Annotated in this window: 15 protein-coding genes, 1 tRNA gene and 1 pseudogene; 1 reads left to right on the top strand and 16 read right to left on the bottom strand. The window is 59.4% G+C overall.

All coding sequences use genetic code 11. The features are described from left to right. Positions 1-137: 137 nt before the first annotated feature. From WDN46_19580 to WDN46_19510, 15 genes and pseudogenes are all read right to left on the bottom strand, one after another. Positions 138-761 carry an IS5 family transposase gene (locus tag WDN46_19580; protein MEJ0095520.1) on the bottom strand — a complete coding sequence of 208 codons (624 nt, stop codon included), beginning with the start codon at positions 759-761 and terminating at the stop codon, positions 138-140. Then, positions 728-865 (bottom strand): annotated as a pseudogene (locus tag WDN46_19575) (transposase). The gene WDN46_19580 and the pseudogene WDN46_19575 overlap by 34 nt, the downstream one beginning before the upstream one ends. A gap of 496 nt (positions 866-1,361) precedes the next feature. Beyond that, positions 1,362-2,075 carry a hypothetical protein gene (locus WDN46_19570; protein ID MEJ0095519.1) on the bottom strand — a complete coding sequence of 238 codons (714 nt, stop codon included), beginning with the start codon at positions 2,073-2,075 and terminating at the stop codon, positions 1,362-1,364. Between the two features lie 40 nt (positions 2,076-2,115). Continuing rightward, complete coding sequence (locus tag WDN46_19565) at positions 2,116-2,610, bottom strand: hypothetical protein (GenBank protein ID MEJ0095518.1); 495 nt, start codon at positions 2,608-2,610, stop codon at positions 2,116-2,118. After that, on the bottom strand, positions 2,607-3,308 hold the full coding sequence (locus WDN46_19560; protein ID MEJ0095517.1) for a hypothetical protein: 702 nt from the start codon (positions 3,306-3,308) through the stop codon (positions 2,607-2,609). The genes WDN46_19565 and WDN46_19560 overlap by 4 nt, the downstream gene beginning before the upstream one ends. A gap of 322 nt (positions 3,309-3,630) precedes the next feature. Next, entirely contained in the window at positions 3,631-3,963 is a 333-nt protein-coding gene (locus WDN46_19555; protein ID MEJ0095516.1) for a hypothetical protein, read from the bottom strand. Positions 3,964-4,234: 271 nt separating this feature from the next. Then, positions 4,235-4,600 carry a hypothetical protein gene (locus tag WDN46_19550; protein MEJ0095515.1) on the bottom strand — a complete coding sequence of 122 codons (366 nt, stop codon included), beginning with the start codon at positions 4,598-4,600 and terminating at the stop codon, positions 4,235-4,237. A 346-nt stretch (positions 4,601-4,946) separates the two neighbouring features. Then, the gene (locus WDN46_19545; GenBank protein ID MEJ0095514.1) at positions 4,947-5,618 is read right to left on the bottom strand and encodes a recombinase family protein; all 672 of its coding nucleotides are present in this window, start codon (positions 5,616-5,618) and stop codon (positions 4,947-4,949) included. A gap of 724 nt (positions 5,619-6,342) precedes the next feature. Continuing rightward, positions 6,343-6,681 carry a hypothetical protein gene (locus WDN46_19540; protein MEJ0095513.1) on the bottom strand — a complete coding sequence of 113 codons (339 nt, stop codon included), beginning with the start codon at positions 6,679-6,681 and terminating at the stop codon, positions 6,343-6,345. Next, the gene (locus WDN46_19535; protein MEJ0095512.1) at positions 6,678-7,211 is read right to left on the bottom strand and encodes an HGGxSTG domain-containing protein; all 534 of its coding nucleotides are present in this window, start codon (positions 7,209-7,211) and stop codon (positions 6,678-6,680) included. Before WDN46_19535 ends, WDN46_19540 begins: the two co-directional genes overlap by 4 nt. Positions 7,212-7,597: 386 nt before the next feature. Continuing rightward, positions 7,598-10,462 carry a primase-helicase family protein gene (locus tag WDN46_19530; protein MEJ0095511.1) on the bottom strand — a complete coding sequence of 955 codons (2,865 nt, stop codon included), beginning with the start codon at positions 10,460-10,462 and terminating at the stop codon, positions 7,598-7,600. A 196-nt stretch (positions 10,463-10,658) separates the two neighbouring features. After that, entirely contained in the window at positions 10,659-11,069 is a 411-nt protein-coding gene (locus tag WDN46_19525) for a hypothetical protein (GenBank protein MEJ0095510.1), read from the bottom strand. Between the two features lie 49 nt (positions 11,070-11,118). After that, a complete protein-coding gene (locus WDN46_19520) occupies positions 11,119-11,337 on the bottom strand; it encodes a helix-turn-helix domain-containing protein (protein MEJ0095509.1) in 219 nt (72 codons plus the stop codon). Between the two features lie 139 nt (positions 11,338-11,476). Beyond that, complete coding sequence (locus WDN46_19515) at positions 11,477-11,821, bottom strand: hypothetical protein (GenBank protein ID MEJ0095508.1); 345 nt, start codon at positions 11,819-11,821, stop codon at positions 11,477-11,479. Positions 11,822-12,066: 245 nt separating this feature from the next. Next, positions 12,067-12,142, bottom strand: a tRNA-Glu gene (locus tag WDN46_19510). Positions 12,143-12,358: 216 nt separating this feature from the next. On the opposite strand from WDN46_19510, the gene WDN46_19505 reads away from it, so the two are divergent. Then, on the top strand, positions 12,359-13,669 hold the full coding sequence (locus WDN46_19505; protein ID MEJ0095507.1) for a cytochrome P450: 1,311 nt from the start codon (positions 12,359-12,361) through the stop codon (positions 13,667-13,669). Positions 13,670-13,697: 28 nt separating this feature from the next. Here the strand turns inward: WDN46_19505 and thpR are convergent, their stop codons facing one another. Continuing rightward, the gene (gene thpR, locus WDN46_19500) at positions 13,698-14,234 is read right to left on the bottom strand and encodes an RNA 2',3'-cyclic phosphodiesterase (GenBank protein ID MEJ0095506.1); all 537 of its coding nucleotides are present in this window, start codon (positions 14,232-14,234) and stop codon (positions 13,698-13,700) included. Between the last annotated feature and the right edge of the window lie 19 nt (positions 14,235-14,253).

Below are 14,253 nucleotides of genomic sequence, written 5' to 3'. Positions count from 1 at the left end.
CGCCAATCGCCTGGGCCGTGTCAGTCGGGCTCGCCACCCCATCGACGTGAATGGTCACATTCTGGCTGGGCGAGTAACTGTTGTTTGGTGGTGTTGTGCCAAGCATTGCTGGCGCCGGATACGCCTAGGCTCAGGACTCATTGATTGAGATAGAAGAGGACGGCGGCTGCGATGCAGATGGCGGAGAAGAAGGTGTGGGCGCATCGATCATAGCGGGTTGCGATGCGCCGCCAGTCCTTGAGCTTGGCGAACATGTTCTCGATTTTGTGACGCTGGCGGTAGAGCGTCTTGTCATAGGCAATGGGAAGCTTGCGGCTTCTGGTTGGCGGGATGCAGGGCTCGACGCCCCTGGCCTTCAGCGCGGCGCGGAACCAGTTGCTGTCGTAGCCCCTGTCGGCGATCAACATTGAAGCGGGCGGTAAAGCCTTGAGCATCAGCCGCGCGCCCTTGTGGTCGCTCATCTGGCCCTCCGAGAGCAACATGACGAGGGGCTTGCCGGCGCCGTCGCAAACGACGTGGAGCTTCGAGTTCAGTCCGCCTTTCGTGCGCCCGATACGGCGGGGAAGAGCCCCTTTTTGAGCAGGCTCGCCGCTGTGCGATGCGCCTTCAGATGCGTGGCGTCGATCATGATGCGCTCGGGCTTTGGACCTTCGCCAGCGAGCGCGGCGAATATGCGGTCGAAGACGCCGAGCCGGCTCCAGCGGATGAAGCGATTGTAAAGCGTCTTGTGCGGCCCGTAATCCTTGGGCGCATCTTTCCATTGCAGGCCGTTGCGGATCACATAGACGATTCCGCTGACCACCCGACGGTCGTCAACCCGCGGAACGCCATGCGACAGAGGAAAATGCGGCGCAAGCCGCGCCATCTGCCGCTCGCCCAACAAAAACAAATCACTCATCCCAGCCTCCCCATGCGGAGACCAGGAATCACATCTCAGGCAAATTTAATAGGTCCTGAGCCTAAGCCTCCAGTCTTGAACATGTCGCGCAATCCGCCGACGTCCAGCCCGAAAGGGTTTTTGCCCTCGGCGGCCAGTGCGCTGCCTATTCCGAAATTTTCCAGCCCCGGAATCGCTCGATAACCGGTGCCAGGTTTCGGTACGCCAGGAGGAAGCGCTCCGGCGCAGGCAACTGCCGTCGGTTTCGCCATGTTGACCCGGATTGGCCGCGCGCCAGCCAAGCCCTGTCGTGAGCCGACGCCGATATTGGCCGCTCCGTGCCATGGTCCCCGCCGCCCTTTGCAGCCTCATCCAGGGCGAGGTCAACCTGCTGCCGCCACGTGCTGCGGTCGGGGGCATTCAGTCCGGTCGCCTTTGTAAAGGCGTCCCCGAGTGCGGGGAGGAAGTGTCGGGAACGCGGCCCTTAAACAATCGAAAATGGATTGGAGGCCGGCGCGGTTGTGTCGGCCGTGCGTGCTGAGCCGAACGGATTAAAGCCGTTCGCAATGCCGCCCGGCGAGAATGGAGGCGTTATGCCGGGGTTAGCGAGCTTCCAGGCCGCGGCGCCCTTTACGCCGAGACTGCCGAGGCCTTCCGCCAGCGAACCGGCCAGATCCCAACCGTCGCCGGCGTGGCTATCTTGATTGAGCTCGAGGCCCAAGACGCTCGTATCGCCTTGCTTGAAATTGTTGATTTGGCCGATCTTCGCGGCGTCCTGTTGCTGGGCCAACGTATCGTTCTGCAGCACATCGCCGAACGATCGCAGCTTAGCGCCGGAAAGAGCCTGCTGATTGGAGTAACCCTGCGTCACAGCGCGCGCCGCCGCCTCATTGGCTTGCGTATTGGCCGAGCCTCCCGGCGCTTCGTTCTCTGGATTGGCCTGCGTTGGCGCGACGTCCTGCACGAACATGTCGCCGAGCGACTTAGCTTTGGCGTCCTGTTGGCCCTGTAGATTGCTATAGAGGCCGAGCGAATGAGAGTTGACGCCCGCCGCCTCTTGATTAAGAGCATTTTGCGCGGCGAGGTTTTGGGAGAGCGAAGCTGCCGTGGCGTCGGCCACCTGTCCAGCGCCGATCGTTTTCGCTGCAGCGCCGGCGCCACTGAGGGCTATTCCTGCAATGGTGACTGGATCGCACATCTAAACCTCTCCCGTGTCGCGGACCGTTGGATTTGCCGAGTCAGTTAATCGTGTTCGGCGCGTCGGCATTCGAAACCCATGCGTATATGTCGAAATCCTGCCCGGCCTTGCCCCATTTTTTGACCGTTGCTTCGCGAGAGAGGCCAAGCGCTTCAATCCAACTATGGATGCCGTGATAGGACGTCATCGATCCGCATTCGATCCGATGCACGCCAGCGGCAACAGCCGGCGCGAAAACCTCGCGTTGGACGTATTCAGTCAGCGGCGCAACGATCGCGGGAAACTCTTCGGTCGCAAAGAAGAGCAGCGAAACGACGTTCGGCCGAAATCCGATGAGGCCACAGATGGCGATCGGCTTGCCGTCGAGCCCAACGGCGAACACGTCGGCGCGCGAGCCGTAGCGCTCTGACAGCAGACGCGCCAGGTCTTCTCGCGTGTTCATGTGCGATACGGCTTCGAGCTCTTCGAAGTCCCGCGCACGCATTTTTAGCGCGACGTCGTAGACGGCTTGAGGCAGATCAATTTCAAGTTTCATTTTATGGCCGCCTTACAATCGTTAAGGCCAAGCGCGTCCATGAGACTTTGCATGAACGGCGATAGCTTCGGAGGGGTTTGTCGCTGCGCCCAAAGGAGCTTCATATCCGGGTATCGGTCGTTCCACTGCCGGCGGTCGAGCTCAGCCTGCGCGGCAGCGAGTTTGAGTTTCGAATTTAGGCGGACCGCCAGCCGCGCATTAATGATGACTTCCAGTTGGGCGCGGAGCACTTTCACGAGCGCCAAACTATGCGGATACGTCGCCTCCGCCATCCGACAAATGCGCTCGTTGGCCGCCAGGTCGTACGCGCTATATTCGTGATAAGCGGGAGCGGCGGGACCTCCGATGAAGTGCGTCCAGCAAAGAACAAGCGCTTTGAGATTGGCGAAGCCGGACTCGAGCGCTGGCTCGTAGCTCTCGTCAAGTTCCGCCGCGACAACTGGCCGTATCCTGCCGAGCAGTTCGATGATTTCTTCGTAATCGGTGTGCTCGCCCACTTTTCGGTCGGAGGCGTCCTGAGGGATGCGCGGCCCCGCTGAATGCTCGATGATCGCGTCGACCGCTTCAGCGAATGCCTCAATCGGCGTCGCGCAGCCTTGGACTGCTTCGAGCTTCGCCTTCGTGAGCCGCTGCCCCTCGTTGAGATTAAGCGCCCGCGTCAGAGCGCGCATGAAGGGGGTGTGCATTGAACTGTCCATTTGCGCCTCTTTCCTGTGGTCGCTCGCGTACTGAGCGTACGTTTAGATAGGCGAAAAGTCAAGCGCAAGGCCCGAGGCAAATAAAAAGCCCGAGCGTGCGCTCAGGCTTGGATGTTCTCCGGCTTGGATGAAGGGGCAGTTTCCAACTTGGCGAAATTTTCTGCGCGCACTCCCAGCGGAATTCGCCGGCCTTGTCGGACCGTGGGCGGAGGGTGGCCTAGCCCTCGCGGCCGCGTGGTGGCGGGCCCAACGCCCACCCGGTCGCTGCGGGCGGGTCTCGATCGTCGGCGAATAAAAACAGAAGGAGCGGAGATGCAGCCGCCTAGGCGTCCAGCAGCCTGATGCCCGCCTGGCCCGCCAAAGTGAAAGCTAAATAGTCTCGCCTTTCGGCAAGCGCTGCCTGCAACGCCTCGTCGATAGAGCCGCCGTAGCCGGTCCACCCCACGCCTAGCGTGTGGTCCCTCAAGTCTACTCGTGGCGTGCGGCCACGATCTATCGTGGCCCTAAAGGCCAAACCGCAGGCAAAAATAATGTCGAACATGGCCACAGAGTCGATTGGGTCGGCGGCGGTTTGCGCCTCAACCATTTGCGAAGCTTTCCCGCGAGGGGTCGCTCGGCCTTTTCGACGGCGCCGCAAGGCGGTGCATTCAGCCATTGCCGTCTTGCACAACGCCCTAAGGCGAAGATTTTCCGAACTCTTCTCGATGCGCCTTAGATCATAGAGCAAATATCCGAGTTCCTCGCGTCTTTTCGAGCGGGCTTCCGAAGCGACGCTGCTGTTGTCAGTTGCTTCTTCCGCTCTTAGCGCAACGAGAGAAGCCCTCGTGTCCCAATAGTATTTCGTAAAAAATGCAGAGTGAGCCATAAGAGGCCTCGATCCGGTTAGATAAAAATAAGCGGTGACGGCGTCCGCACCATTGCCGCCCTCAAGCGGCGAGAGCGCGGCGTTTGTCGATCAACGCGAACTGCGCTCTCCAAGCTTTGTAAGCGCGGCCGTTTTCCGCTGTTCGGCTTTGCATCGCTGCATGATGTTCGGCGTCCAGGCGCTCATGCTCGGCGCGCCCCGCCGCCGCCCCGTCGGTGCCAAACTCGAGAACGAACGTGGCGCCAAAGGCGGCGCGACACAGCTTTGCAAGCCGCGGGTCTGCAATAAGCCCCGGCGGCCCCTCGAACAGATCCCGCAACTCATTACGCACACAGAACCGCGTATGGGAGTCTCCAGCATATGCGGCCTCGCGTATCTCAGCCATCAATGTCCAATAACAGTGCAGTCTGAGTTCTGCCGAAGTCATTTGCGCTCTCCTTGTGCAAGTAGACGCGCAATAATTCTGACCATAATCCTAAAATGTCAATCCATGTTATTTCTAAAAACGGTAATTGTCGGTCAGACTAAACCTACAATCAACCTACATTTTGTCGATAGGACAACCTACGTTATTCACTTAAAAATAATTTATGCTATTGATATGTGTAAGAATTAAAATATGTCGACCAACCTACATTTGCCACCATCGGTCTACGATATCTATAACGAAATTTATTTCCTTGCCGTTGCTCCACCGAGGGTTGGGATGCTGCGCTTTTCATCCTAGTCCGAGCCTTCGGCGACGTTTATGCGCGCCCTTCCGGGCGCCGCGCTTATTGCCTCGCTAGGAGCCGGCTGACCTGCGCCGGGCTCCAAACGAGCTTCCCGCGAGCGGTGGGGATGCCTCGCGCTGTCAGCGCTTTCGCAAGGCCGCCTAACGAAGTCACGCCTGCAGCGCGAAGCTCTGTTATCGTGGGAGCCAGGTCGGCAGCGCGCCCATCCGCAATGGCTTTGAGCGACACAGCTGCAGCTTCTCTGCCGGCATCGTCTATTGGCGCCCCACGGTATCCGCCCAGCTTCGTTCCGCGCGCCTTGGCGGCCGCGAGAGCCACCTTGGTGCGCTCACTGATCATCTTGCGCTCGGCTTGGGCGACCACAGCCATAATACCGATGGTCAATTCGTTGGCCTCAGGCATGTCGGCGGCGACGAACCGAACATCCGCCTTTTGCAGGCCGAGCAAGAAATGGGCGTCACGGCTCAGACGATCCAACTTGGCGATAAGCAGCTTCGCGCCGTAGACGCGACAGGCCTTAATGGCATCGGCCAGCTTTGCGCGGTCATTGTTTTTGCCGCTTTCCACCTCAACGAATTCAGCCGCGATCGACCAATTGCCCCCGTTGAGGAATTGAGCGATGGCCGCTCTCTGCGCTTCAAGACCAAGGCCGCTGGCGCCCTGCTTTTGCGTACTGACACGAAGGTAACTGACGAACGCTCCGCTTGCCATATCAAACCTCTCATTGCTAATTGACAGGTTTGATATGGTCCAACGCCGACTCACCGTCAAGGTCTATTTCCCGTTCGGTTGATTATTCGTGCCTGCAAACTGTGGATCGGTCGGGGCGACTTGCTGCAACATAAGGGCGGGTGGCTCCAACGCAGATCGCTGGTAAGCGTCTCAGTTTGAATTTTATTCGATCAAAGCCTGATGAATAGCAAAAATCGCTTCTTCCCGCGCGTGCCCTTCAAGGAGCATCCGTCCACGCGCCTTTAGATCCGCGTGGCATTGCTTTTTCTCGTTTTTGTGCAGAAGGCACCGAACCCCTCTTCGGTCATTTCAACACCATCCGGGGACGTTATGACCTCTATGGAAGCCGTATCTCGATGACAGGAGACAAGAGCGCGATTAACTTCGTCAACGGTTTGTCCAGCGCGAATTTTGTACCGTTCCCAGCCGTTAACTGTGTGTATCAAGCCTGAAATCCACCACTGCATCCCAGCGCCCCCACTTCCTGCCAATCATACTGCAAAAACCGCTGAATGCCTTGCCATAAGCCGCCCCAGCGTCTATCGGGGCTTGGGTACGTCAGAGCCGTGAAGCCAGCGATAGTCCGCCAAATGCTTGGCTGCGAGTCGCGGATCGGTCTAACACGGCGGCGAGGGCGACCGCCCCCAATGCCATTCGCGGGGTCGCTTCGAACTAAAGCACGCGCGTCCATCGGTCTCTCCCATCAATCAAACGCATCGACCTCATCGTCGCCCACTGCGCCACGCTTGGCACGAGACGCGCTAAGAGAATCGAGCGACCTTTGCGCTCGGCGAACAACTTGATCTAGCTCAGCTGCGGTCAATTCCGACAAAGGCTTGTCATCGGTCGCCGCGTCAGTCTTGTCGAACAAGCCAGCCGCCCTGAAAATTGAAGTGGCTGCGGTCGCGCGCGCCGGCGCCTTTGGATCATTGCAGACGGAACGCAAGGCGGCAAAGGCCTCTTCGGCGCCTTCGCGGCGAATGAGCTGGCGGAGATCGGATAAGGCTTCAGCCGGCGATGCGTTGTACTGTTTCTTGGTCATGGGAATAGCTCTCTCAGTTTGGCGGTGGAAATCGGGACGGGTTTAAAACGGCCAACGGACTCCGCTGAAGGCCCAAGCTCCGCTTCGGTCGTGCGGATAGGCTTTTGCGCCTTCTGCGGCTCCGCCGGCGGCGCTATCAATTCCTGGACCCATTTGGCTTGCTCTCGCGCTTTGCGAGTCCGAATGCGCGGCGCCGCTGGTCCGGGCGTCATGACGCGCTTTGCGAATTGATGATCGTAGCGGGCGCGTTGCTCCGGCGTCATCGCAGCAAGTTTTTCCGCGCGGGCTTGGGCCCGTTTCTTCCGGCGCTTTGCAACATCGCTCTCTTTGCGCATCGCAGCTTCTATCGGCGTCCCCGGCCCCGGATATTGGACCTTGTGCCAGTGCTTTCCCTTGGGCGTCTTTCCGCCATGGAGGCGGCAGCGGCCGTTGGGAAATAAGACGATCTGTTGGCAAGGGGCGCCGTCGCTCCTGCGGCGGGCGCCGCAACGCGCGCCGGAGGCTACCCGCTCGGCGTTGATTTTCTTCATAAGCTCTGAGCAGCGCTTTCGCCAGGCCGGCGAGCGGCTGTGCGCGAGAAGCTGATCCGTCCTACCTGAAAAAGCCACGTGCGCTCCCCACTGCTATTTTAGAGAAAAGAAAACTCGAACTTAATTCAGTGGTCGCCGTCGTGGGACTTGGGCTTTATCCCTTCCGCAACGGCACCCGACTGAGGGCCGTCCAGGCCGTCCAATGCTTTTCGGCTATTTTATTTATATGGATGTCTCTTTCCTATGATCGTCCTCATATCGTTCTAAATAGGAGCCAAAAATGACGATGAAATCGCTTATTATAATATTCCAATATTTCGGTTGGACAGAGTAGACAGACTGGACAGTTTTGATTTCGTTGTCTTTTTTTTCCGTCCACTGCTCGTCTAGAGTATCTGGTCATCGGGCTGGATGTCCGGCCAATCCAACTTGTGGCCGATAAATTTATCGAACTCCGCGCGCCGTTCGTCCAAGCTCCCGAGCCTAAGCGTCCAGAGTCGGGAGCCGTGTGACTGCCTTCCCGTCTCCGCGCCGGGCGCCATTCGTTTTAGTGCTTTCCAAAACGCATCTGGTTTGGCGGCGTACGAAAGGTGTTCATTTTTTGTATATCGGCGGTAGGTGTCGAATAAATCCTGCTTCACTTGTGCCACTGGCCATTTGCCGAGATGGTCGATACGGCCTCGCTCCAGACACTCGCGCCACCAGGCCTGATAGCTTTCCAGCCCCAAGAGAATTTGGTCGCGGTTCGCATCGGTCTTAGGCGCTTGGCGCACATTCACGGAGTTAAGATCGAACGTTCTCAAATGATGCATGAGAGCTCTCAAGCCACCGGCGTCACGCTCAGCTATCATCGCGGCGAAATAACCGTGATCTTGTTTCCTCGCGTCGGCGACGTCGAACACCGCGAAGCGCCTTTCTCCTGGGGTGGCCGGCACCACCCAATCGCTGTTGGACGTCATGAGCATGCGGGCACAGCTTTTGACTTCGAACGAGTCGACGCCCTTTGGCTCAATCCGGACAGTTTCCGCCGTGATCAAGTCTTTGAGCGCGCTTTCGGCTCTTTTGTCCCCGGCCCAAAAGGCTTCTTCAACCAGGACCAGCAGCGCTTTGTCTAAGTGTACGTTGAACCGCCCGGTCAGGTGATCGGGCGTGGAGACCTTGACCCTATACGCCGGCATGAGGGCGCCAATGATCTCGCCGACGATCGATTTGCCGGTGCCTTTGGCCCCCTGAAAGACAGGCACTACGTCCGGTTTTTCCCACGGCTTCTGAACGATGTGCGCGAAGAAACCCACTAGCCAATTAAAAAGGGTCTCGTCGCCACGGCATATATTGTCTTTAAGATGAGCCAAAAATAGCTCACAACTGGCATTGGGATCAGGTTCGATTGGAAATCCGCGCCAAAGGTTAAAAGCCCCTTCGCGCTCTTCACCCGGCGAGAAGACGATCTCCTCGTAGGCCCTGCGTGAAGGGTGTCTTAGCCAAAGGTCCGCAACGCACGTTGGCTTTCCACCGACGAGCACGGTGTCGTTCGCGAACTTGGTGCGGAAGTCGGGAATTTTGAGGTAAGCCACCTTGAAAACCCCGTCACGCCCGCTCGTTTCACGCAGAACCCTCAAGTTGCTGCCGAGCTCAACGAGAGCATGATCTCTGTTCAACCTCTCAACCGCTCGATCAACGTCGTCGAGCACAAGAGCGGGAAGCAAGAATTTCGGATCGGTCAGGTCCTCGGCATAAAGCCAGCCGTCATCGAGCATCCTCCTCACGACGTCCGTTCGTTCGCGTTTTTTGCAATGACTGTGCAAGCAGCTCACGACGAAGCCTTTGGTCTTCGTCCCGCCAGCGTTGGCGGCAAAAGTCGCTGTACCGGGTTCATTGTCGGAATGCTCGTCAGAGAACGGGCATTCTATATGATGCTTTCCCTCCGAGACATGCTCGACAAACACATCAGGCACGCGGGATCTCAGTGCGTCGACGATTTTGAAGCGCGGGCCAAATTCGGCGGCCCATTTCACAAGGTCGATAACTTCGCCCGTTTCTTTATCGCTCCAAAGCGCGTCCCGCCGCGTTCCCTTGCCGCGGGCTTGCTCGGGCGCAGCAATCGGTTTCGTTGCATCCGGAAGCGCCCAAGGGTCCAGGGTCCTACCGTGGATTATGCGCGAGACGGGCTTGGGGCCACCTGGCGGATGCCGCGGCAGAAAAAACAGATGGGACGGGTCGATGCAAGACCGATCGAACTCGAAGCCAAGAGCGGCCGCCGTGTTCCTATAGAGAGCTTCCCACGCCTCATTCGCTTTGTTCTGATCTGGCTTGCCCTCGGTCTTGTAATCCGCTGCTAGCCACGGGCGCGCCAGCAGAAGGGTAACCCGAAACTTCGCGCAAGGTCCGTGTCTGAAATGAACAAAGCCTTCTTCGCCATCGTCAATTCTGACAACTGTGGCGCCCGCACAGACCGCGGAGGCGTAACCCAACAAGCGAAGGAATTCGGGAGCGCCTTCGCCCGGATGTCCCGCGAGAAACTTAGACCAATCCGCTTTCTTGGCTTTATATTCAGTCGTCATGTGCGAGTACGTGGAGGCGATTGCGGCGGCCAAACCGAGCCCGCGGAGACGCTTTTCTATTTCGTCGATTGGCAGTGCTCCAGTGTCGAGATCGAGCATCATAATATCGATGCGTTCCGCGGCGCTTTTCGCCCGCGTCGGACCCCGAAACGTCGCCGGGATCACGCAAGGGCCATCTTTCAAGCCCTCCCTATGCCGGGTGACGAGTTCCAATAGAGCCGTCGGTGAGAGCGTCTTTCGGCTCGCTGCGGAGTTGTCCGTTTTGCTTTTACCGAAGGTTACCTGAACCTCGGCATCATCTATGTCCGGCGCTGGGGGGAGGCAGTCGGTAACCAAGGCATACCCGATGCGGGCACAAAGGTCCTGCGATGGCGTTGCACCGCGGCTGGCGACGGCCTCAAGCTCGGGCAGCCCCGCTTGGAAAGCCCAAGCCAAGCGGCCGGCGTGTCCTTGCTGCAGATATGTGTTTGCCAATTCCTTGAAATCTTTTCGCTGCTCAGGCGTCAGGTCGGCCGGTTCGTCCGCGCGCTGTAAGGACGCGGGTGCGGAGGCCGGATGCACCGGGGCCCTGGTCGCTTTCTCGGCGACGTCGGCACGAACTTTAAGCGGTTTGGCTGGCTCAAGAATCGCGCGAGGCGGCGGCGCGCTTATGATAGGAGTGCTGCGCAGCATCGGCGTTGGCGGCGACATTGTCGCCGCAGGCTGCACGACCCGACTTGCAATCCCCGCTGCATAGGCGCTCGGGCCCCCTAGATCTTCAATCAACGTGCGGCGCATGGCGTCTATATCCGCCGGCAGTGTTTTCTTTTGTGGGAGCGGAGTTGGTTCGATAGGCACGTGAATCTCCAATTTGATCGGCGGCTCGCTCGGCCGCGAACGGCGTCGATCAGACGAAATAGTCGTCCTCGGGCGGCTGCTCTTTGCCTTGAGTTGCGAGGACGTGCCCGGCCTCCCCGATGAAACTTCCACCTGCTTGAGGGTCAACCGACATCGCAGCAAGCTCGTCTTCCTCGATCCATCTGCTGCCGGACCGGCTCGCGAACTGCGCAAGGCTCTCTGCCGAGATCGCCAACCATCCGCCGTACAGCCAGACGCCGCATAACTCGCCGCTCACGGTATGGGCGATGACGTAGCGCTCCGACCAACCGAAGAGCTCAGCGGCGTCGCGGGCGAGGACGCAACCGCGTGAATTGCACGCCTCGCGAACAGCGCTCAATGGTCCAGTCGGAAGAGGCGTGTCCAGGCCCCAGGCGAGGTCAAGCGCCGACATGGCCGGCGTGTGCGGACGGCGGCTCATGACGGGTGCCGATCAGCGTGCGCCACGGCTCCCGAATCGGCAAAGGCGGTCACGATGATGCGCCCGCGCATTTTGCCAGGAACGCGTCCACATCAACTTTTCGGATTAAGGTGCGGCCGCCGATGCGAGTACGCGGGAGCTTCCCGTCTCGTAGCAACCGCCAAACGCCCGCTTTCGAGATGCGGAGGTAAAATGCTGTTTCTTCAACTGCCAAGACGCCGGGCTGCGGAGCCGGCGCGGCTTTATAATGTGCAAAGGCGTGAGTCATGTTTGTTTCTCGCTAGACCGTTTGATTGGTACTGAGCGAGAGTCTAAATGCGATGGACGAGCAAAAAGAGCCGAAAAAAAGGGGGTCTTTATGCTCGCTCACTGGGGACGGATCGGACAGATGCCTCGGCGCCCCCGGATCAGTCCATCTCGAAGAAATGAAGCGAAGCCATCTGCTCTTTGGCCCTGCGATACGCTTTCCGCACTGATGCCCCCTCCATAAGCTTAGGCATTCGACCACGGCCCAAAATCGGCGGGTCTTGCTCGCTGAGTTTTTTTGCCGCGGTCGCCCACACGCCTGCTGGGAGATAGCCCGGAAAATCATCTTCGCTGGAACTGATTCTTAGGCTGTCTACCGCGTACATGATCGCTTCTTCGCGCTGCGGATTACGGCGACGACGCGAGGCAAGCACCTCAGACGCCCTCAAAAGCGCCGCAAGCAGTTTTCCGGTTTCAGTCCGTTTCTCAACCTCGGCCCATACCAAGGCTGGCCGCAAGCCAAATTGGCGGGCGAGCCCCTCGACAGCCGCCTTAAGATCGCGCGGACCAACGATAGGTCTGTGGGACGCAGCGCGGGCGAGTTCCCCCGTCGCTCGCCTGATGTCGGCGCTCAGTGTCGGAGTATCGGCGCTAGTGTTCGGTGGAAGTTTCTTCACGAAGTCACCGCCAACGATTTCTACAACGGTTTTGCAGGGAGCGGGCGGCGATGTGCTTAAGTCGTTGATCTTGCTGGCGCTCCCTAGGGGAATCGAACCCCTGTTTTCGCCGTGAGAGGGCGACGTCCTAGACCGCTAGACGAAGGGAGCCTTCCGCAATCGATTTTGCTTCTATATCGGCGCGGGCGAGGCTGCAAGCTGCATGCGCGATTGGCGTAAACGTTTTAGCTTATTTTGGTGCACGCTTGCGCGGGCCCTCGGGACGAATAGGTTAGTTGCATGACCGATTTTTCATTTGCCTCATCGCCTCATCCTCGCCCGCCTGCGCCAATCCCGCGGGCCGCGCCTCTCGGGCCCCTTGCGACGATGCGGGTTTTGCGGAAAAACCCCATCGAGACTTGGACGAGGGCGCATTTCGAGCTGCCCATTCTCGTTGGCCCGTCCATCCTCGGCACGATCGCTGCGGTTAACGATCCAGCTGCGATTCGCCGGGTTCTACTCGACAACGCCGCCAATTATCGCAAGGACGACCTGCAGAAGCGCCTGCTGGGGGAGGGGCTTCGCGATGGTCTCCTTGTTGTCGAAGGCGAGGATTGGCGGGTGCAAAGGCGCACGCTGGCCCCGCTTTTCACGCCAAAAACCGTGGCGTCTTTTGCTTCCGCCACCACCGCCGCGGCGCAGGATCTCGTCGCGCGCTGGCTGCGCCTGCGCGAGGGGCGAATTTTCGATCTCCAGCCGGAAATGGCGCGGGTGACCTTGGACGTGCTCGGCCGCACGATTTTTTCTGATGGACTAGGGCGCGATCCAACCAAATTCACCGGCGCGCTCAGCCGCTATTTTCGAACGCTCGGCCGGATCGATCCGTTCGATCTGCTCGATTTTCCCGATTGGATGCCGCGCTGGAGCAAGCTGAACAGCAACAAGGCGCTCGAATTCTTCGCGGATGCGGTCGACGCCATCATCGCGAGGCGCAAACGTCTTCTCGCAGCGGACAAAGCCGGAGCGCCGCGCGATATTTTGACCCTGCTGCTGGAAGCCGAGGACCCGGAAACCGGCGTCGGTTTGAGCAGCGTGGAGGTCGGGGCCAATATCGCAACTTTTATCGGCGCGGGTCACGAGACGACGGCCAACGCCCTGATCTGGTCGCTGTTTCTGCTTTCGATGTCGGAGGAATGGCGCTTGCGGCTCGCGGCGGAGGCTGACGCCGTTTTGCCGGGACCCGTGGAGGCATATGCCGATAGGCTGATAGAGACCAAAGCGGTGATCGAAGAAGCGATGCGGCTTTATCCGCCCGTCGCCAGCATGAGCCGGCAGGCGATGGGCCCAGATGATCTCGCCGGCCGGCGCATTCGCAAGGGCGCGCTGGTTATAATATCGCAATGGGTGCTGCACCGCCATCGGCTGCTTTGGGATGAGCCTGGCAGCTTTGATCCGAACCGCTTTATGCCGGGCGCGCGGGAAAAAATCGACCGCTTCGCCTATCTGCCCTTCGGAGCCGGGCCGAGAGTCTGCATCGGCGCGTCTTTCGCTTTGCAGGAGGCGACTATCATCCTCGCTCATATCCTGCGGTCGTTTTCACTGGAAGTTAAGAAGAATTACGAGGTGAGGCCGGTGCAGCACATCACCTTGCGGCCTGAGGGCGGCCTTCCGATGGTTTTGCGCCGCCGGAAGGTTTGATTCGCCTCGCTCGTTCACGTTTTTAGGATCAGGCCCCCAGCGGATAGGCGGCTTCGACGACATAGGGGCCGCCCCCCGTCGAGGCGCGCGAGGAGAACAACACGAAGCGCCGAGCCTCGAAGCGGCGCGAAAAGAAAAATCCTCGCGCAGAGAGATAATCCGCCACGGCGAGGTTTGAGGCCGCGCGCAGCCGCGCCAACGTGACGTGCGGCGTGAATTTGCGCGGCTCCGGCGGTATGCCGATGCGTCGCAGCAGCCGCTCTTGCTGCGCCTGCAGTTCGACGAGGGGCGTCGCCGGTTTGGCTTTGGCGACGATGGCTCTTGGCTTGGCGCCGCCGAAGGAGCTTAACGCCTCGAGCGTTACAGTGAAGGGCTGGCGCCGGATCTGTTCGAGAGAGGAGTGGACATCGTGCGCAGTGGCGTCGTCGATGTCGCCGATGAAGCGCAAGGTTAAGTGGTAGTTTTCGACATCGATCCAGCGGGCGCCGCTAATGCCGCCTCGCATCATGCCGAGGTCCATGGCGAGATCTGAGGGGATCTCAAGGCCCGTGAACAAGCGAGGCATGGTCCCTCCCGGTGATTGG

Source organism: Methylocella sp., from assembly GCA_037200525.1.
Lineage (GTDB): Bacteria > Pseudomonadota > Alphaproteobacteria > Rhizobiales > Beijerinckiaceae > Methylocapsa.
Note: the sequence above shows the minus strand (reverse complement) of the source record. Positions and strands in the feature narration are given on the sequence as shown.